Raw genomic sequence first — 19,402 nt, forward strand, 5'->3', positions numbered from 1 at the left:
CATCTGATGTCCAACAGTTTTACACTGAACTGTTGAAAGAGCTAATGCTGTTTTAAAAAACTTGAAATTTCACAAGAGAGTTTAAATTTATGTCTCAAAAATTTCCAACATTAATACCTCTTCGCATGTTTGCAGTCGGGTTGCTATTAGTATTTGGGTTCAGCCAACTTGCCACAGCACAGTCTTCATCAAGTTCTGATGAAACTCGTTTTGAGTTATTTCCTAACAGGCAGTTCATTAATTGCATGGCAGCCAATCCTGGAGTCCCGCCTCGGGTTAATGCCATCGTTAAGCGTGGCAATCTTAATGACAATCTGACTCTGACCCTGACAGGTTTCAAGCCTGGTTTGAAGTTTGACTTGTTTACTGTACAGAATAGCCCTCAGCAGGCATTTGGTACCCCAAACCCAAATTTCAAGAACTTTGGTCTGGCTTGGTACCAATCTGACGTTGAGCCGGGACTTGTGACAATTAAAACTATCCTACTAGATCAGATTTTCGGTTTTGATCCGCAAGTGAACTTACCACCTACTAACACTTTCCATATAGGGTTTTGGTTTAACGACCCTAAAGATGCTGCCGCGTGTGGCTTTGATGTTCGCAAACCTACCCCCTTTAATGGTGAACACAAGGCTGGTCCATTAGGATTTATTAGCCGACCTAATTCTCTAACCAACCTCGGACCGCTTTGCATCAAACCTAACATCTCAAAAAAACCGCCTACTTGCAACCCTTAACCTGTTGATTCAAGACAATGCCTGGCGGTATTGCTCAATTAAGAACATTTGCAATAATTTGGCTGTGATTGGTCTGTTGCAGTTCAATAATTGTAGTCCCTCGGATTGAGCAGCTCTTGTTAGTAGCAGGTATTCCAAGAAAATCGCCTTTGTCGCTCGATTACTCAGGTAGTTGGAACCACGTTTGACACTACCCTATTTGAGCCGGAACGTGGTACGCAATACGAGGTAGGTGTTAAAGCCGACTTCAACGATAAAGTCTCTGCGGTTCTAGCATTTTACGACCTGACCCGCGCTAATGTCTCAACCCCCGATCCTAGAGATACTCGATTTTCTATTCAAACTGGCGAACAACGCTCTCGCGGTATCGAATTCGATTTATCAGGTGAGATATCACCAGGATGGAATATTTCTACTAGTGCTGCTTATACTGATTCTGAAATTACTTCAGACAATAACTTTAGGGTTGGCAATAGCTTGGTGAACATTCCTAAATTTAGCGCCAGCTTGTGGACAACTTACGAAATTCGAGAAGGGGATTTACGGGGTCTAGGCTTTAGTTTGGGACTTTATTATGTGGGCGATCGCCAGGGATATTTAGCAAACTCCTTTAAGTTACCGAGTTATTTACGTACCGATGCTGCCATCTTCTACAAGCAAAGGAGATTGCGGACAGCCCTGAATTTCAAGAATTTGTTAGACATTGAATATTTTGAAAATGCTGGTAGCAGTGCACGGGTTAATCCCAGTAAACCATTCACAGTGGTGGGAACAGTCGGGTTTGAATTTTAATTTTTAGTAATTTAGGAGCATTCACTATGAACTCAAGACGACTTTGAAACTAATTCCTGTTGTTACAGGGTTTATTATGCAGCGCGATCGCTCCGGCGACCTTGCCAACACCTACGAGATTCCTAGCTATGTTCGCTTTGATAGTTTAATTTTCTACCGACGGGAGAACTGGCGAGTGCAACTGAACTTCCGTAATTTGTTCAACACAGAATATTATCTTGGCTCACCAAACAGCGATCGCTTAGGTGTGATTTCTGGCGCACCTTTTAGTATTGTGGAAACACTTTCTGTAGAGTATTGATGAGCGTAAACCTCTGCGTCTCTCTGCGTTTCAATACAAATTTAGTAAATAGGAGAGGTAGAATTATCTACCTCTCCTATGGGGATAAACCAATTACTTAAAGCTTGCTAACTTTAGTATCTGTTGGTGCTGGGTTTGTGAACAAGAAAGCTGAGAATCTGGCACTGCTTGATGTTGTCAAAACCCACAACACGGATATAGCTGGTGTTGAATTGAGAACGGCATCCTTGAACTTCGCTCAGTACTTCTTGAGTGGATCTAGCACCAAACAAAGGTAGCTTCCACATTGTCCAATATAATTCTGTTGGCACAGAAGTTTCGTTAAACTCGATCGCTGGAATATAACCTTGATTCAAAATGTATTGGATCTGTTTGGCAATTTGAGCATCAGTCAGGGGGGGCAGATAAGAAAGGGTTTCGTAACGACGCTCTTTTGGTAAAGTTTGCATAGCTTTTGATAATGGGTTGCGATTTTTTACTACTAGGTTGACCGAACTAATTGGATAAGTTATCCAAATTCGGATCTGAAGTTGCTTGCTGTTCTGGTTGCTGACTGTGGCTATCTGAAGTTGCTTGCTGTTCTGGTTGCAGACTGGGGTTAGATGTGTCTAATCGTGTAATGCGTTCTAAATGCTGGCGACGCTGTTCCATGTTGGCTTGCTGAATGCCAGTACGAACCATTTCCGGTAAAAATTCGATGATTTCTTCCGCAATGTGTTCCCTGACAGTCATGATTCGCAAAGCCAAATCTGGTTTTTCTCGCAACAGTTGCTCAATGTATGATTCACCATTCTGAATTTTGCCAGACGAAAAGTTATGCAGCCAAAGTTCTAATGGAGGATTCGTTTCACCTAGCTGTGCCAGTACTGTCCTTAGAGCCTGATAAGTCAGGTAGCTTTGGAGAGTCTTGGCTGTGTCCTTCGCAATTTGCTTAAGATTCATGCTTGACCCCAGCCCTGAAGAGTTATGAGTTATGAGTTATGAGTTATGAATTAATGCAAATCTTAACTCTTAACTCCTGTAGAGACGCGATTAATGAGCCAGCGCGTTGCGGGGGTTCCCCCCGTTGTAGCGACTGGTGTCGCGTCTCTACTTCTAACTCCTAACTTTTGATCAGACGGTATCCATTGCTTCAAACTCGAACTTGATTTCTTTCCACAGTTCGCAAGCAACAGCCAGTTCAGGAGACCACTTGGCAGCTTCGCGGATGATATCGTTACCTTCACGAGCCAAGTTGCGGCCTTCGTTACGAGCTTGAACAACAGCTTCCAAGGCGACGCGGTTAGCGGTTGCACCAGGAGCGTTACCCCAAGGATGCCCCAGAGTACCACCACCGAACTGTAGTACAGAGTCATCACCAAAGATTTCTACCAGCGCGGGCATGTGCCATACGTGGATACCACCAGAAGCAACTGCAAATACTCCAGGTAGAGAAGCCCAGTCTTGGGTAAAGTAAATACCACGAGACTTGTCTTGCTCAATGTAGTTTTCACGCAACAGGTCAACGAAGCCCATTGTGATGCCGCGTTCACCTTCTAACTTACCAACTACTGTACCGGTGTGGATGTGATCACCACCAGACAAACGTAGGGCTTTAGCCAATACACGGAAGTGGATACCGTGGTTCTTTTGACGGTCAATTACAGCGTGCATAGCACGGTGAATGTGTAGCAGGATACCATTGTCACGGCACCAACGAGCCAATGTGGTGTTGGCGGTGAAACCTGCGGTCAGGTAGTCATGCATGATGATGGGCATTTTGAGTTCTTTAGCGTACTCAGCCCGCTTCAGCATTTCTTCACAGGTGGGGGCGGTGACGTTTAGGTAGTGACCTTTAATTTCACCAGTTTCTGCTTGAGCTTTGTTGATAGCTTCAGCTACGAACAAAAAGCGATCGCGCCATCTTTGGAATGGTGCGGAGTTGATATTTTCGTCGTCTTTGGTGAAGTCCAAACCACCGCGTAAGCACTCGTATACAGCGCGTCCGTAGTTCTTAGCGGAAAGACCCAATTTGGGCTTAATTGTACAACCCAGCAAAGGACGACCGTATTTGTTTAACTTGTCGCGCTCAACTTGGATACCGTGGGGAGGCCCTTGGAAGGTCTTGATGTAAGCGACTGGAAAGCGGATGTCTTCTAGACGCAGTGCCCGTAGAGCTTTGAAACCGAATACGTTACCGACAATTGAGGTCAAGACGTTGGTTACAGAGCCTTCTTCAAACAAGTCCAGAGGATAGGCAACGTAACAGATGTACTGGTTGTCTTCACCGGGAACTGGTTCGATATCATAGCAACGACCTTTGTAGCGATCGAGGTCGGTGAGCAAGTCTGTCCACACAGTTGTCCAAGTACCTGTGGAAGACTCAGCCGCTACAGCCGCACCTGCTTCTTCGGGAGGAACACCAGGTTGGGGTGTCATGCGAAACGCAGCGAGAAGATCGGTATCTTTTGGTGTGTAATCGGGTGTGTAATAAGTTAGTCTGTAATCTTGAACACCGGCTTTATACCCAGATTTGCTCTGAGTCTTCGTTTGAGCGTAAGACATATTTTATCCTTCCCTGAAATCACTCTTTTTAATTATCAAATCACGTTCTGTGCCACTTTCCCTCACCCCGCTCGTTCCTCCCTTGAGCGACGGGAAGATCAGGAAAAATTTTTGTTAGGGGTTGCCTTTAGCAGAGGTTAACAGTTTTTTTGCGACGGACACTTTGGTAGCAGTTGTAACCCTCCTCACCAGTGTTCTCCTTTTATAGGGGTACACGACCTAGCGCTTCTACTGTTCCCTCTTTCCACGAATCAAAATTCTTTTTTACCTCTTCTTCGCACCCAACTAAACCTTCTCAATTTCATTAAAACTTCGGCGTTTTGCAGGTAGCATTTAGATAATGCCCTGACAAATCAGGGTATTCAGGGGATTGGGCTGGCTGCCACACATTCCCGCCTCTAAACTCCTTCTATCTTTCCCGTTCATGGAAGAGATACCGCAAAAGAATCTACTTGACACAGATTTAGCAGAGTGATCAACTAAAGATAAAAAATTGCACACCACGTAATTTGTAACTTGTCTCACAATATATCAAGAATTTGATAAGTTATTCTTTGAAAGTTTTTAACTTAACTATATGAATTTGTTATTACAGAAAGTTTTAACATTTTGTTACAAGTACTTTACAAAATGTCATGAATAACTGTAAAGAAGCTTTTCAGGAGTGGGGAGTTAGGAGTTATAAGAATTCTTTCCCCAATGCCCCATGCCCCATGCTCAATGTCCATTGAATTTGAGAAAAATTGCCTATGACGTTTAAAAAATCCCAGCTACGGGAACACTGGAGTTAACCCAAAGCCAGTTTAGGTAACGGCTATGAGTACTGTCTCCAAAGGAAATGTCACTGTGGTATTGTTTTGCAAGCGTACTAGTTTATTGATTACTTATATTTTGCTGGGGTTGATAGCTTTGCCAGGTATGGGATGGGCACAAAAAACCCCTGACATTAATTCATCTGATGTAACCCCTGCTTATCCACCTTCCCCACCGCCACCGCGAGTAAAACCCTTGCCCGATGAGCGGGGAGTCCAAGAACATTCGCCAGAAATTGATTATCGGGTTGGTAACTTACTGAAAGATGTTACAGGCAATCTTTGGGTCGGTTCTTGGCGGGGACTATCACGGATTGATCCTAAAACCGGCAAGATTATTTCTCGTGTTAGCTTACCGAATGTTGCCATTGGTGCTTTAGCCCAAGACAAAGTAGGACGCTTGTGGGTGGGAAGTTATGAGGGACTAATCCGAGTAGACCCCCGCACTAACGAAACCACCGCGCAGAATTTATTTTTACCTTCTAAACGGGTATTGTCACTGTTACTTGACAAGCGGGGTTATTTGTGGACTGGAACCGATAGCGGTTTAGCGCTAATTAGTCCCGATCAAGGCTTGATTATGACAACATTAAAAAATCTGCCTGGTGTCAGTGCCAACACCCTGACTTTAGATGCTGAAGGTCAACTGTGGGTTGGCACCCTTGATGGATTGGTGCGGGTAAATACTGCTAGTGCTGCGATTATGAAGCGGATTGCCGATTTACCAGGGACAACTGTACAAGCCTTAGCTATTAGTCCAGAAGGATTAATTTGGGCAGGAATGCCGAATAATTTACTAGTTATTAACCCAAAAACTGGTGCAGTGTTGCGATCTGTGACTCGCCTGCGTGGGCGTAACGTGACAATAGTACGTTTTGCTAAAGATGGTAGTGTCTGGGTCGGGACTAACAATGGTTTGTTACGATTAAATCCAAATACAGGAGCTGTCTTAGACCCAGAAGTTGCTGGACTTCCTTCTAGTCGGGTTCTTACCCTTGCACCTGACATCGGCAATAAATTATGGATAGGTACTAGTGAAGGTCTAGCTTGGTTAATGCCCAAAACAAATAGTGCAAAACCCCATATTGCTTTCAGTCGCGCCGTTAAGTAGGGACTAGGGACTGGGGACTAGGGACTGGGAACTAGGAAAATTTATTCCTAATACCCAATACTTAATAACCAATACCTAATCCCCAATCCAAAATCCAAAATCCAAAATCTAAAATTGGCAATGGCAATCACTACCCAGCAATTAATTCAATGGAAACAACAGGGACGTTCAATTGTGGCGTTGACCGCTTGGGATTATGCGATCGCTCAACTCCTCGACGCAGCTGGTGTAGACTTAATCCTTGTGGGTGACTCTATGGCAGTAGTTCTAGGGTATGAAACAACACTGCCAATAACTTTGGATGAGATGATATACCATGCCAAATCCGTGCGTCGAGGAGTTAAACGCGCATTAGTGGTTGTAGATTTACCATTTTTGACTTATCAAGAAAGTCTCCAGCAAGCAATGCACTCTGCTGGGCGAGTATTGAAGGAAACGGGCGCTCAAGCGGTAAAATTGGAGGGTGGCTATCCAGCGATCGCAGAAACTATTGCTCGTTTAGTACAAGCCGGAATTCCGGTAATGGGTCATGTAGGTTTAACACCACAATCAATACATCAACTTGGTTTGCGACAACAGGGAAAGAGCCAGGAAACCGGAGAAAGAATTTTAAATGAAGCGATCGCTCTCGAACAAGCAGGTGTATTTTCTCTAGTGTTAGAGCATATCCCCGCAGATTTAGCAATGCAGATTACCCAAAAACTGAGCATTCCGACAATTGGTATCGGTGCAGGAACTCACTGCGATGGACAAGTTTTAGTTACCTCAGATGTAATCGGACTTACAGAGAAGCAGCCACCCTTTGCCAAGGTTTACACAAATTTGCGCGAGACAATTACCAAAGCTGTGCAAGATTATGCTGTAGAAGTGCGCGATCGGAAGTTTCCATCATAGTAGAATTTGAGTTGAGTCCAAATTGGCGCAAAAGCTGAGAGTATACACAATAGAAGATAATAAATTTTTGTTTTGCTCATGATGGGTTCAGTTCGTACCAAAGTAAAGTTAAAAAATGCCATTGATGAAGCTTTAGTCAGTCGAGGACTCCTAGCACCGGGACTTTTGCGAGAATGTGAAACAGAAGGATTAGTAGATACAGGTGCAGTATCCTTAGTTATTCCACCACAAATAGTAGAACAGCTAGGGTTAAGAATCAGAGGTCAACGTGTCGCTCAATATGCAAATGGTAGTGAAGAAACAATCGGAGTTACTGAGCCTGTAATAATTGAGTGCCAAGGACGTGAAACAGTAGTCGAAGCATTGGTTGTTGGTAATGAAGTATTAATTGGTCAAGTGGTTTTAGAACAGATAGATTTACTGGTAGATTGCAGAAACCAGCGATTAATTCCCAATCCAGAACACCCTGATTATCCAGTTGCCATAATTAAGTGAAAGCCATTCTCTGATGACACCGGAATAATTGCCGCGATTCACACATAAATTTAATCAAGATTATCTGGATCTATGCCGAGCGATGTCTAATATCATGTCCGCTTGATTGCTTATTAAACCCGAAGAACCCCACCCCCAACCCCTCCCCGCAGGCGGGGAGGGGAGCTAAAGCGTAGCTTTTGCGGGGTGGGGTTCTTTTATTATGGGTAATTTGGCGGACATGATATAACGACAAGCCGCTACGCGTCTACGCAATTTCTCCGCTAACCGTTAAGCGCGTTGTTCAGTTTGTTGAATCTTCTCTTGCAGCGTAGGATAGCGTTTTCCTGACTGATCATACTAATAAAGCCATTCTCTGGTTACACCGGAATAATTGCCGCGATCGCAGCCAATTCCTAAGCCAATTTCGGATAGCCAAACCGGATTTCCTGCTTGCAATATATACTTGCCATTAACTAATTTATGCACTTCCAAAATAATTGCTTCTGAGTCAGGAGTCCGGCGACTAAATAGGATTACCACTGCTTCTATATCTTGCCGATTAGCACATATGCCCTCAATTATTTTGTGGACATTTCTGCAAAATTAGGTTTCATTAGACCTCTTGCATAAGTCGAATAGACCCCCCTTAATCCCTCCGATATATTGGGGGGAAGCTTGAAATCTTGCGCCCTCCCCAATACATCGGGGAGGGTTGATTCAAGGATTTTTACAAGAGGTCTATTGACAAATTTCCAAGTTCTGTCACGAAATACAAAGATTTACAGTTCATTACCTGCCAAAATAAACACATTGCCAGTTGTGTCACTAAAACGGAATAACTGAATTTATCGATAGAATTACAGAAGTAGTTATGAATTTACCTCTTTTAATTTAATTTTACTTCTGTGATGCTGATGAATACTTATGATATAGGAACTAAAAATTTAACTATGGAACAACAACCGATACAAGTAATTGGAGGTGGACTCGCTGGGACAGAAGCAGCGTGGCAAATAGCCCAAGCTGGAGTGCCAGTAATTCTCCATGAAATGCGTCCAAAACGCTTCAGTCCGGCTCATCATACAGAACATTTGGCAGAATTAGTGTGTAGTAATTCCTTTGGGGCAATGGGAAGTGATCGCGCAGCTGGATTATTACACGAAGAATTACGCCAACTTGGCTCTATCGTCATTTCTAAAGCTGATGAACACGCCGTTCCTGCGGGTGGGGCGCTAGCCGTCGATAGAGGACAATTTGGCCAAGACTTGACTCAAACTTTAGCTAGCCATCCTTTAATTGAATTTCGCCGGGATGAAGTGTCTGTGATTCCGGAAGGAATTGTGGTTTTGGCGACTGGGCCTTTAACCAGCCCCGACTTGGCAGAAGATTTGCGTCGCTTTACCGGGATGGAATACCTCAGTTTTTTTGATGCGGCTAGTCCGATTATTGTGGGAGAATCGATTAACCGTGACGTTGCTTTTATGGCATCACGTTATGACAAAGGTGAAGCCGCTTATCTCAACTGCCCAATGAATAAAGAGCAGTACTTGCAGTTTCGAGAAGAACTTTGTAAAGCTGAACAAACAGAACTCAAAGGTTTTGAACGGGAAACAGCGAAATTTTTTGAAGCTTGTTTACCCATTGAAGAACTAGCACAGCGGGGGGAAGATACCATGCGCTATGGCCCCCTAAAGCCAGTGGGATTGTCAGATACTCGCACAGGCGAACGTTCTTATGCTGTGGTGCAGTTGCGACAAGAAGATAAAGCCGGTCAACTGTGGAATATGGTAGGATTCCAAACGAACCTGCGCTGGGGTGAGCAAAAGCGAATATTTCAGCTAATTCCCAGTTTGGAAAAGGCGGAGTTTGTGCGGCTGGGAGTGATGCACCGCAACACTTTTATTAATGCTCCTGGGCTAATGCATCCAACTCTGCAATTTAAAGAGCGTCCGACATTGTTAGCAGCTGGACAGTTGATTGGTACTGAAGGCTACACCGCAGCGGCTGCGGGTGGCTGCTTGGCAGGAATTAATGCCGCGCGGCTAGCTTTGGGTAAAGAACCTTTGATTTTACCACCAACAACAATGATGGGTGCGTTATTGGAATTTATTAGTTCCGCTTCGCCGAAGCATTTCCAACCAATGCCGCCCAACTTTGGGATTTTTCCGGAACTAGGTGCGAAAATCAAAAGTAAGCAGGAGCGTTACGGACGTTACCGCGATCGCTCTTTAAGTGATCTAGCAAACTGGAAAGCAAATCATAATTAAATTAATGGGCATTGGGCATTGGACATTGAGATTTCCCCATCTTCCCAGTCCCCAGTCCCTATCTATACCTTCAACACCCAGGCTTCACGAGTTTCAATGCTAACAAAAGACGTTGGTATAATTTCGAGATTCACTCCTAGAGCTTTCTTTGAAAGTGGCACGAATAGCCGCAGCATGGGCAGCCTTAGTAGAGCCGATACTCGCCCCCACAGTAATCAATTTTGGAGTTTTCAACTTAGCAATTTTTTGGGTATAGGCGATCGCAGCATCAGTCTCCAAAGCTAAAGCCAGCTTGGCAATATTCACATCGCTATCTAAGTTTCCCTTACCTTTTTTGATGTAAGATGAAACATCACCTTGACAGTATAATTGAGCATTGTTTGAATGAAGCGATCGCTGATAATCTGCCCATAATCTAAGTAGTGTATATCCCCTGACCCCACTTGATTAGAACATAGAAAGCACAACCCACCGATAACAGTTACATTACTCCAGTTCCCAGAATGGTATACGTGCGACGGACATTTGTTCTACACAGGAATTTTCCTAGAAACATCATCAGGTGATGTCTGACAGGAAGTACGCGTCTACGTGTAGTTTATTCAACGCCTGATTTTAAATTTATTTTATTTAATAAAACTTAAAATAGGTTTATTATCCTTTAAAATCTTTTGCAGAGATTTAGGTAAGATATATGGCTGATATTGTTGATGTTGCAGTTACGGCTGAGTCTTTTAAAACACTGGTGGCAGCTGTACAAGCTGCTGGTTTAGTAGAAACATTAAAAAGTCCTGGCCCGTTCACTGTCTTTGCACCAAATGACGATGCTTTTGCTAAGTTACCAGCGGGAACTATCCAAACTCTATTACAGAATATTCCCCAGCTAACGCGGATTTTAAAGTATCATGTCGTTCCAGGAAAGCTGTTAAAAGCTGATTTGGCACAACTCGGTACGGTTAATTCTGTAGAAGGTTCACCGATTAAAATTGATTCTTCTGATGGTTTTGAAGTTAAAAATGCCACAGTTTTAGCAGCAGATATCGAAGCTGATAATGGTGTAGTACACGTTATCGATACAGTGATTTTACCGGGTTAATTGAGCTAGGGTGGGTGTTTTCCACCCTACTTATCCAAAATCTTTATAATTAACTAACTATTGGTAGTATCAAAACGCAGCTAAATAGTTTAATTTATGTTATGTTTGCAATGTGATTACTCACTCATATGTTAAGATAGATTTTTTTATTTTAAAATACAATAAATTAAATTCTTAAAAAGCTAACACTATCCCAACAAATTAATGCTCGATTTTAACACCCTAGTTGAGTTCTCTCGTGGCAACTGTGTAAGTATTTGTACATTTCTCGTACCAGCGAACTTGCTTGTCACAATTTTAACGATGAGCCTAGTAGCGTTACGTCGCCCATCATATCAAGTGTGGCAATCTGCTGGAATTGCCAGCTTTTTCGCTTCGGTGATGATATTGCACGTATATACTTGGTTCATGATTGGGGTGGTGATGGCTCCTACTTATATCTTGCTGTGGTTAGCAATTACTTGTTTGGTGACTAATTTGGCAGCAATTCTTTTTCAAAGACGCTACGGTAACAGTCCTAGTCTTTCCAACAACGCCTGAAATCTAAACTCTTGATCGCACTATTTCTCTAACTTGCAGGTGCAACTAGTACAGCACGGCGTAAATAGAGCAACCATTTAAAAACCTTAAAAAGGCTATTCCGTAATACTTTTGACTTTTGACTTTTGACTTTTGACTTCCGCCTTGCGGTACTAGTGCGATCATTCTTTCAATTTTTTCATAGCACCTAACACGACAAGTTTACGTTTTTCGGGTGTGTCTGCCAATAATTGTAACCCTGCGATCATAGCTTCTGATAAGTAAAGCGCTGCGTATACGCCTATCAGTGAGGGAGTCGCAGTCTTCTTTATCAGACGCTGCACATTAGCAGAAGCCTCTCCAAGAGTTGGCGGTTCCCGTGTCGATTGCGATAGCACAGCATTAGTGAGTCTTCTTCCAAAGAAAGACGCCAAAGGCGAACGAGCGTCATTCCTGAACCAGATAGCGTAGTGTAAAGCCTTCTCTACCAGAGGCTGCGCCAACGGCATGGCAACTCCAAAAGACGCTACGCGTAGCTTGCTTCCCCGTTGGCGCAGCCTCTCCGTCAGGAGAAGGAGAAGGAGTACGCTTAAAGCGAGTCTTCTCCCTTCGCGCAGCGTCTCGTAGAGAAGAGGAGACGCCAAAGGCGAACGAGAGTCAGGGCTTGTTGTTAAACATCGCTCTCCAAATTTTAGATTAAAGACGAGTTAGGATTGTTTACTTCAGCTGCATTGTTTGTCGGCCAAACGTCAAATAACGCACAACTTCACGATCGCTGGCCTATTTATGAACCATTGGCCAATCTGATTCTACAAAGTCTCGCAGTATGAGACGTTAGGTTTCTGGCAGTATCATTTGGGAAATTCTGCACGTAACTGATTGACTACCTGATCTAGTCCCACGGAATGGGCGGCTTTGAACAATAAACGATCGCCTGCTTGCACAAATGTCTTCAATCTAGCAACCAAATCAGCATGAGTGGCAAAGCACTCCGATGGAATACCTTCGGCACTAAGGGCGATAGCTTCGGCATCTTGTCCATCTACCAAAACCAACAAGCCGTCTAAATTCAACTTTCGCACTGTTTCTCCGACTCGCTGGTGCAACTGCTGCGATCGCTCTCCCAATTCTTTCATTGCACCCAATACAGCAATTTTCCGCTTTCCGGGTGTATCTACTAATAATTGCAACGCTGCTATTACAGCTTCTGGTGCAGCATTATAAGTTTCATCTAAGATTACCACGTCATTGGGCAAGGTAAACTGCTGCGATCGCCCTGTGGGCATATCCACCACCACACCTGTTTTAAGGCTTGCCCAATCGATCCCCAACACCTTTGCCACCGCTAAAGCTGCCAAGAAATTAGTCGCATTGTGACGCCCAGGTAGAGGTAAAGGCAGTTGGATTCCTGCAACTCCTACAGTCTGGTGATCTATTAACTGCCCTTGGATATCCCCGCCAGAAAAGCCGTAAGTCAAAACTTCTCCGTGCCAAACTTTCGCCGCTGTGGCCATTAATAGGGGATTGTCGTAGTTGAGAATTGCCACACTATCAGCAGACATTTCAGCTAATAATTCACATTTTGCCTGAGCGATCGCTTCTTCGCAACCCAGTAACTCAATATGTGCCGTCCCCACATTGGTAATCACTCCAATTGTTGGACGCGCTATTTGCGTCAGTTCGGCAATTTGTCCTCTACCCCGCATCGCCATTTCAATCACGGCGTAGTCATGTTCTGCGCCAAGTTCTAGGAGAGTTTTTGGGACACCGATTTCGTTGTTGTAATTTCCATAAGTTTTGTGAACTCGTCCCTTTGTTGCTAAAACTGTGGCGATCAATTCTTTGGTTGTAGTTTTGCCCACAGAACCTGTAACCCCAATTACAGGAATGTTAAAGCGATCGCGCCACCATCTGCCAATTTTTTGATATGCCTTGAGGGTGTCTTTTACCTGTAACACAGGAAATCCGGGATTTTCGTATTCAAAATCCACAATTGCACCTATTGCACCCTTGGCGATCGCAGTTGGTACAAATTCATGCCCATCAAACTTATCACCTCGCAAAGCTAGAAATACTTCACCCGGCTTCAGGGTACGGCTATCTGTTTGGATACCGTTACTTACTTGTGTTAAAGCAGTTTCAGATAAGTTTATCGGACTGGCCAAAAGAACTTCAACCAGTTGGGTTAGGGTAGCAGAACAATGCATAAGTAATTTACAACTTAAAGTTCAAAATTAGAAAATCGAATTATGACACAATACTGCATTGAACAACAAGATTTGCGACTTATCGAAAAAGTTGCGAATCTAAGCCTAGTCACAATAACACCAAAAATAGTGCCAAAGAAACTTAACTCCTTTGGCACACTTTGTTTATCAGCTATTTATATAGTTTAATTAGGCATATGTTCTATCGCCTATCCCCGGTTTTTAATTAAGATTACTTGTACAATTTGGATAGCTATCTCATTAGAAACACCTAAAGCTTGATATAAATCATTTAAGAAGTTTTTTTCTTCTTCAGCTATGATACCTTCAGCTAAGACTAAATCAGTGGCTACAGCAAAGGCTGCCTCCCGCAAGTCTTGAGATAAAGAATGTTTTGCTGCATTAAATAAACTATTAAAACCATCCCCCTGGAGAATGCCCAAGATTTTGTTAAACAGCCTGTTCATCATCTCTTGGGGATAAGTTTTAAAAAGTTTCATCCGGGACAGCACAGAAGTGATAGAATTTGCTTGCTCAACAGAAAGATAACCGTCTGAAGCCGTTGCCATTAAGATAATGACAGCAAAAGCTTCCTCTGGATTGAGTGCTGTTTGGATTTGGCTTTCTGTACCCAACACAGCGTCGAATAGACCCATTGTAGTAGCTCCTTGGTTATGAGTCCCAATAGCGCTACAGTTACCTGTGTGTTTGGTGGATTTCTAGGTAAGACTGCAACGCTGTGAGACTTTCATACTTTAGTGTTCCCAGGATTTATTCACAGCGAACACCAGCACCCAATGGTTTTTAGCAAAAACTATACTGCCATCTGTAAACTTAGCCTTCTCCTGTCTTTTCTATTGTTTCTATTACCGCCAAACCTATACCAGAAGCTGCTATTAACAGTACTGCTGATATCAAATAGGCGTTGGTCAGCATCCGTAGGGCTTCATCGAAAAAAATGTAGGTGGTCATTGCTTCACCTTTTGAAATTTGTGCTGCTAGTACTTTTTATTTCTCCACACCCCGATAGGTGAATTTCGGTGAGAAACTGCTAGCAATTGCATCTTAACAAAACTTTAGCTCTTTCAGAGCACTGTTCAAACCTTTTATTTCTGAAGATTTGATGAATTATCGAGAGCATTTGTAAAAGAAATTACTTAGGTTGAGTTTAGAAAAAAGTTTTATCACCCTAAATTTACGTAAAGATGGTTATAAAATTAGTCAACTAAGTCACAAATAACCATGACAATAAATATACACAAATTGCTTATTTTTGCAGACTATGTTGTGAAACCCAAATGAAATATACAAGAAGATTTGCGACTTCTCCAAAAAACCAGGAATCTGAGCCATAAATCAAATAAGATTATTATGATCTCAGTGCATATACGAAAGTTACTCAATCAGGAATTCCCAGGTTCCACTTAAAGTAAACAGCGTTCAATCGTCGCTACAACTGATTGAGAAAGCGTCTCAAAGTCGTAACCACCTTCTAAGCCAAACAGAATTTTACGAGTTACCCCTAAACAATAATCAGTAAATAAAGCGTAGTCTTCTGGCTGCAAATTGATACTTGCCAAAGGATCTGCTGCATTAGCATCGTAACCAGCACTCACAATCAGTAAATCTGCCTGAAAGTTGGCTAAAAACGGTACTACCTGTCTTTCAAATAGTGGCTGATATACTGCAATATCACTACCAGGGGGTACTGGTAAATTTAATACATTATTATGAAAGCCGCGTTCTGTCGATCTTCCAGTACCGGGATAGCATGGATACTGATGTAGGGAACAGTAGGCGATGCGTGCTTGGGTTTCGACGATCGCCTGAGTACCATTACCGTGATGCACATCCCAATCTAGGATGGCGACGCGGTTAATTTCAGGTTGTTCTAGGGCAAATAAAGCTGCGATCGCTGCATTAGAAAATAGGCAAAATCCCATCCCCGCATCACTTTCTGCATGGTGTCCTGGGGGACGCGCCAGTACAAAAGCCGGATTAGCTGACTTGAGGACAGCCTCAACTCCATCTAACCAGGCACTGACTGCCAACAATGCCACATCATAACTGCGCGGGGAAACTGGCGTATCTCCATCCAAAGGGCCGCCGCCACTAGAAGCGATTTGCCAAAGTTTTTTGATGTAGGCTGGGCTATGCGCTTTAACTAACACAGACATCAGTGATGGTTGTGATGATGCTGGTGTAGGTTGACGCCAGTCAATTTGATCTGCGAATTTAGCTGTTTTTAGGGCAGTAGCGATCGCTATCAAGCGTTCTGGTCTTTCGGGATGGTATTTTCCAGTCTTGTGATCTAAAAATTCGTCAGAATAGATGACTGGCAGCATAGAACGAAAAAGGTTGGCAGCAGGATAATGAATGCTATTGTATCGTTACTGGTACAAACAGTTTTATCCTTGTGCTAGAGCTTTGGTCGTTTACTTTCGAGGATTTCTGTTGCAATCTTTGCAGAAAGTGGCCGGTAGAAGAAAAAGCCCTGTACATCGTCACAGTTGATAGATTTTAAGAACTCCAGTTCCTCTTCTTTTTCTACCCCTTCGGCTGTCAACTTTAATCCCAAGCTCTGTCCCAAGCTAACTATGGCCTTGATAATATGAGCTACTTTTACATCCTGCGTCAAATCTTGAATAAAAGATTTATCTATTTTCAGATTGTGGAGTGGCAAAAGCTGTAGGCGCGAGAGCGAGGAATGACCTATACCAAAGTCATCAATGGAGATATAAACACCCATCTGCTGTAGATTTTGTAACACTGTTCTGGTAAAATCTAAATCCTCAATAGCTGTGGTTTCGGTAATTTCTAATTCTAAAAAGCGGGCTTCTAACCCCGTTTGTTCTAAAACTTCGGTTATAGTCTCCACCAATTTGGGTTGGCGGAACTGCTTAAGAGAAAGATTGACAGCGATCGTCATGGGTGGCAATCCTGTATCTTGCCAGGTTTTATTTTGGCTACAGGCTGTCCGCAGCACCCATTCGCCGATAGGGATAATTAATCCACTTTCTTCAGCGAGGGGAATGAAGACACTGGGTGCGACTAACCCCATCTCTGGGTGCTGCCAACGCAACAGAGCCTCCATACCAGTAATTTCTTCTGTGGCAATGTCCACACGAGGCTGATAGTACACGGTAAATTCTTTGCGTTCTAGGGCATAGCGCAAGCTCTTTTCTAAAGTCAGGAGTTCAGGATTTTTAGCGCTCAGGGAAACACTATAGAATTGGTAGTTATTCCGCCCTTTGTCTTTGGCGTAGTATAACGCGGCATCCGCGTGCTGAATTAGTGTTTCGGCGTCAGGACTATTGTTATCAAGCAATGCAATACCGAGGCTGGCAGTCACATAAAGTTCATGCCCTTGGAGATGGAAAGCATCCTCTAAAGCTTGTAAGATTCTGTACGCCACCAGGGTTACTTCTTCAATATCATTGACTCGCGGAAGTAAGATAGTGAATTCATCGCCTCCCCAACGAGCTATGGTGTCTCCGCCTCTGAGTAAGTCTTTTAATCTTTGAGCAAGGCTTTGTAATAATTGGTCTCCCAGAGTGTGCCCCAGAGTATCATTAATAACCTTGAAGCGATCCAAGTCGAGGAAGATCACAGCTAAACTTTCGCCATTTCGAGTAGCGTTGGGCAGAGTTTTACTGAGCAGCTCATTAAATAGTAGGCGATTGGGCAACCCTGTCAGCACGTCATGGAGGGCTTGATAGCGAATCTTTTCTTCTACTTGCTGACGCTGCCGTGCACCAATGATACTGGCGGCCATCGTCAAAAGGGTAGATTCTTCGTGCGTTGACCAATGACGCTCAAAGGTGCAGTCTGCCAAGCCAAGGTAACCCCAGAACTCCTTCTCCAAGCGGAGAGGTACCAACAGAAGGGATTGAATGCGATCTCGAATCAGGAATTCTTGTTCGGCGACAGGAAATGTTTGGGTGAGTCCGCTAATCGACTGGCCGCTAGAGAGAACAGCGTACCAACGGGCTAATCGAGAAGCTTGATAAGGCTGATTCTGCCAATGGTGGTGGGTAGATTCAATGGAGGAATGCGTCCATTCAAACCGCAGGCTGACTGCTATTTCCCCTGTAGCAGGATGCGGATGGTTTTGAAAGAGATAGGCACGATCTGCCAAAGCAGCTTCGCCCAATATAGCGAGAGCTCGATCAATACCAGTTTCATAATTCATTTCCCCTAACAAATAATTGGCGGCTTCCGCAACTGCCTGTAACAAGCGATCGCGCTGGCGCAGTTCGGCTGTAGCTTGCTTTTGCTCTGTAATATCCCTAACAATAAAAGTTCTAATTAAATCACTTTCAGGAAGGTAGAGAACGGATTGTTCAAAAACTTCTGTGCCTACTTCCACCTCCCGCACAAAAGAATTTTTTTCGAGATTGTTAACTGCACTCAGGAGTCCTGTTAAGATCGGGTGTTTTGTCCCAACTTCCCGAAGTTTGGGAAACTTGAGAGCGGCGGCTGGATTGAGATAAGTCACTGTTCCCTCGAGATCCATCTCAATAATTGGATTGGGGATAAGTTCAGGAAAGGATGCTAGGCGAGCTAGGGCGGACTCACTAGCTGCTTCAAAGGTGGGATCGACAGCTAGGGTTTGAAAAGGATTTGCAAGACTGGCTTGCTCTGATAGGAAACCAGATAAGTCTTCAACATCACAAGATTCAGAAAATGCTTGTTCTGAGATGTTGGAAATAGCATAGTATTTAGCTTGAGCTTGATTACTACCAAAGGCAATGATATCTCCATTTCTAAGATTATGAGAAAAACATTTAGTACCATTCACAAATAAGCCATTAGTACTTCCTTTACCCTTGTAGTTGCCATCAATAATTTGGAAACCGTATTGGTCAGTCTCTGGAACAGTTACTCGCAATAAAATCGCATGTTGCATAGATACTGATCGGGAAGCCAAGACAATAGTGTTTGCGGAATGCCGCCCCAGAGAATAAGTAGTCTCTTGCAAGGGGACAGTTCGTCGCCCTTCCAGGTCTTGGATAACCAATAAATGGCGTATTTTTCCCCGCTCATTTCCTAGCATGGCTGTTCCTCAAATTCTCATATCTTTATGTCTTAGTCTGAAAAATACTACTCCCATAAGTTCAACCTGAAAGTCTGAACTTATGGAAAAATTTGCTCAATCAAAGTTGTCACTGTCTGTGAACCCAAAATTGGTATGAGGGTGCAAACCAGATATTATCTTCATGATTGACCTTCTGGAATCAGATGGCTAATTGAACAATTCAGTTTTTGCGGTAGAAGTTCTAGCTGTTTTCTCCACTCATACATAAGTTATAAATTTTGTCCTTTCGTCCATATCATCCAACCTTGTCTTTCTTAGGATACCCAGAATAAAATTAAACACTGAATAGAACACATGGTATATTTGCGGATTTTTATTCTGAGTGGTGGGTAAATTCCGAATTATATAAATAACCGGATGATTTTTATTTTTTAATCAGTCAAGGAGTAGTGCTTCCGGTAATTTTGCAAAATAGATAGGAGCAAGGTAGGAATTAAATTAATTGGGCACATCCTACTGGGCAAAAAATACCTGACGATTGGAAATCGCCCACCAGTAGCTTCAATGGTGGCAATTCTCGAGTGTGCGTAAGTCCTAGTAGAGAAGG

Annotated in this window: 19 protein-coding genes and 1 pseudogene; 9 read left to right on the plus strand and 11 right to left on the minus strand. The window is 43.3% G+C overall.

Going from position 1 to position 19,402, the window contains the following annotated elements; genetic code table 11:
• Nucleotides 1-89: 89 nt before the first annotated feature.
• The 3 genes from V7K48_RS25905 (at nt 90) to V7K48_RS25915 (ending at nt 1,830) form a co-directional block, all read left to right on the plus strand.
• Nucleotides 90-737, plus strand: coding sequence for a hypothetical protein (locus V7K48_RS25905; RefSeq protein ID WP_335076703.1), 648 nt, complete (start codon nt 90-92; stop codon nt 735-737).
• A gap of 159 nt (nt 738-896) precedes the next feature.
• Nucleotides 897-1,529 (plus strand): TonB-dependent siderophore receptor, encoded by a 633-nt coding sequence (locus V7K48_RS25910; protein ID WP_335076775.1) that lies wholly within the window; start codon nt 897-899, stop codon nt 1,527-1,529.
• Between the two features lie 43 nt (nt 1,530-1,572).
• A complete protein-coding gene (locus V7K48_RS25915; RefSeq protein ID WP_335076705.1) occupies nt 1,573-1,830 on the plus strand; it encodes a hypothetical protein in 258 nt (85 codons plus the stop codon).
• 113 nt (nt 1,831-1,943) lie between these two features.
• Here the strand turns inward: V7K48_RS25915 and V7K48_RS25920 are convergent, their stop codons facing one another.
• The 3 genes from V7K48_RS25920 to V7K48_RS25930 all read right to left on the minus strand — a co-directional run bounded on the left by V7K48_RS25920 (nt 1,944) and on the right by V7K48_RS25930 (nt 4,374).
• Nucleotides 1,944-2,279 (minus strand): ribulose bisphosphate carboxylase small subunit, encoded by a 336-nt coding sequence (locus V7K48_RS25920; RefSeq protein ID WP_298916202.1) that lies wholly within the window; start codon nt 2,277-2,279, stop codon nt 1,944-1,946.
• A gap of 46 nt (nt 2,280-2,325) precedes the next feature.
• On the minus strand, nt 2,326-2,772 hold the full coding sequence (gene rcbX / locus V7K48_RS25925) for a RuBisCO chaperone RbcX (RefSeq protein ID WP_335076708.1): 447 nt from the start codon (nt 2,770-2,772) through the stop codon (nt 2,326-2,328).
• Between the two features lie 171 nt (nt 2,773-2,943).
• Nucleotides 2,944-4,374: a form I ribulose bisphosphate carboxylase large subunit gene (locus V7K48_RS25930; RefSeq protein ID WP_335076711.1), complete on the minus strand. Its 1,431-nt coding sequence runs from the start codon at nt 4,372-4,374 to the stop codon at nt 2,944-2,946.
• A gap of 816 nt (nt 4,375-5,190) precedes the next feature.
• On the opposite strand from V7K48_RS25930, the gene V7K48_RS25935 reads away from it, so the two are divergent.
• The 3 genes from V7K48_RS25935 (at nt 5,191) to V7K48_RS25945 (ending at nt 7,686) form a co-directional block, all read left to right on the plus strand.
• Complete coding sequence (locus tag V7K48_RS25935) at nt 5,191-6,297, plus strand: ligand-binding sensor domain-containing protein (RefSeq protein ID WP_335076713.1); 1,107 nt, start codon at nt 5,191-5,193, stop codon at nt 6,295-6,297.
• Nucleotides 6,298-6,417: 120 nt separating this feature from the next.
• Nucleotides 6,418-7,191, plus strand: a complete 774-nt coding sequence (gene panB, locus V7K48_RS25940; protein WP_335076715.1) for a 3-methyl-2-oxobutanoate hydroxymethyltransferase — start codon at nt 6,418-6,420, stop codon at nt 7,189-7,191.
• 78 nt (nt 7,192-7,269) lie between these two features.
• Nucleotides 7,270-7,686, plus strand: coding sequence for an aspartyl protease family protein (locus V7K48_RS25945; protein ID WP_335076717.1), 417 nt, complete (start codon nt 7,270-7,272; stop codon nt 7,684-7,686).
• 270 nt (nt 7,687-7,956) lie between these two features.
• Here V7K48_RS25945 and V7K48_RS25950 read toward each other — a convergent pair.
• Nucleotides 7,957-8,160: pseudogene (locus V7K48_RS25950) on the minus strand (hypothetical protein); the annotation flags it as partial.
• Nucleotides 8,161-8,618: 458 nt separating this feature from the next.
• Between V7K48_RS25950 and trmFO the strand changes: the two are divergent.
• The gene (gene trmFO, locus V7K48_RS25955; protein ID WP_335076719.1) at nt 8,619-9,935 is read left to right on the plus strand and encodes an FADH(2)-oxidizing methylenetetrahydrofolate--tRNA-(uracil(54)-C(5))-methyltransferase TrmFO; all 1,317 of its coding nucleotides are present in this window, start codon (nt 8,619-8,621) and stop codon (nt 9,933-9,935) included.
• A 99-nt stretch (nt 9,936-10,034) separates the two neighbouring features.
• On the opposite strand, the gene V7K48_RS25960 is transcribed toward trmFO, so the two are convergent.
• On the minus strand, nt 10,035-10,241 hold the full coding sequence (locus V7K48_RS25960) for a ferritin-like domain-containing protein (RefSeq protein ID WP_335076721.1): 207 nt from the start codon (nt 10,239-10,241) through the stop codon (nt 10,035-10,037).
• Nucleotides 10,242-10,629: 388 nt separating this feature from the next.
• On the opposite strand from V7K48_RS25960, the gene V7K48_RS25965 reads away from it, so the two are divergent.
• Together V7K48_RS25965 and V7K48_RS25970 are read left to right on the plus strand one after the other, a co-directional pair.
• A complete protein-coding gene (locus V7K48_RS25965; protein ID WP_335076723.1) occupies nt 10,630-11,031 on the plus strand; it encodes a fasciclin domain-containing protein in 402 nt (133 codons plus the stop codon).
• A 204-nt stretch (nt 11,032-11,235) separates the two neighbouring features.
• Nucleotides 11,236-11,571 (plus strand): hypothetical protein, encoded by a 336-nt coding sequence (locus V7K48_RS25970; RefSeq protein ID WP_334972171.1) that lies wholly within the window; start codon nt 11,236-11,238, stop codon nt 11,569-11,571.
• Between the two features lie 161 nt (nt 11,572-11,732).
• Here V7K48_RS25970 and V7K48_RS25975 read toward each other — a convergent pair whose 3' ends face one another.
• The 6 genes from V7K48_RS25975 to V7K48_RS26000 form a co-directional block, all read right to left on the minus strand.
• The gene (locus tag V7K48_RS25975) at nt 11,733-12,059 is read right to left on the minus strand and encodes a hypothetical protein (RefSeq protein ID WP_335076725.1); all 327 of its coding nucleotides are present in this window, start codon (nt 12,057-12,059) and stop codon (nt 11,733-11,735) included.
• Nucleotides 12,060-12,401: 342 nt separating this feature from the next.
• Nucleotides 12,402-13,757, minus strand: a complete 1,356-nt coding sequence (locus V7K48_RS25980; protein ID WP_335076727.1) for a UDP-N-acetylmuramoyl-tripeptide--D-alanyl-D-alanine ligase — start codon at nt 13,755-13,757, stop codon at nt 12,402-12,404.
• A 209-nt stretch (nt 13,758-13,966) separates the two neighbouring features.
• Nucleotides 13,967-14,413, minus strand: coding sequence for a tellurite resistance TerB family protein (locus tag V7K48_RS25985; RefSeq protein ID WP_335076730.1), 447 nt, complete (start codon nt 14,411-14,413; stop codon nt 13,967-13,969).
• A gap of 178 nt (nt 14,414-14,591) precedes the next feature.
• Nucleotides 14,592-14,729: a hypothetical protein gene (locus V7K48_RS25990; protein ID WP_334972163.1), complete on the minus strand. Its 138-nt coding sequence runs from the start codon at nt 14,727-14,729 to the stop codon at nt 14,592-14,594.
• Nucleotides 14,730-15,181: 452 nt separating this feature from the next.
• Complete coding sequence (locus V7K48_RS25995) at nt 15,182-16,102, minus strand: histone deacetylase family protein (protein WP_335076732.1); 921 nt, start codon at nt 16,100-16,102, stop codon at nt 15,182-15,184.
• 74 nt (nt 16,103-16,176) lie between these two features.
• Nucleotides 16,177-18,813 carry an EAL domain-containing protein gene (locus tag V7K48_RS26000; RefSeq protein WP_335076733.1) on the minus strand — a complete coding sequence of 879 codons (2,637 nt, stop codon included), beginning with the start codon at nt 18,811-18,813 and terminating at the stop codon, nt 16,177-16,179.
• Nucleotides 18,814-19,402 lie beyond the last annotated feature (589 nt).

This window comes from Nostoc sp., from assembly GCF_036919615.1.
Lineage (GTDB): Bacteria > Cyanobacteriota > Cyanobacteriia > Cyanobacteriales > Nostocaceae > Nostoc.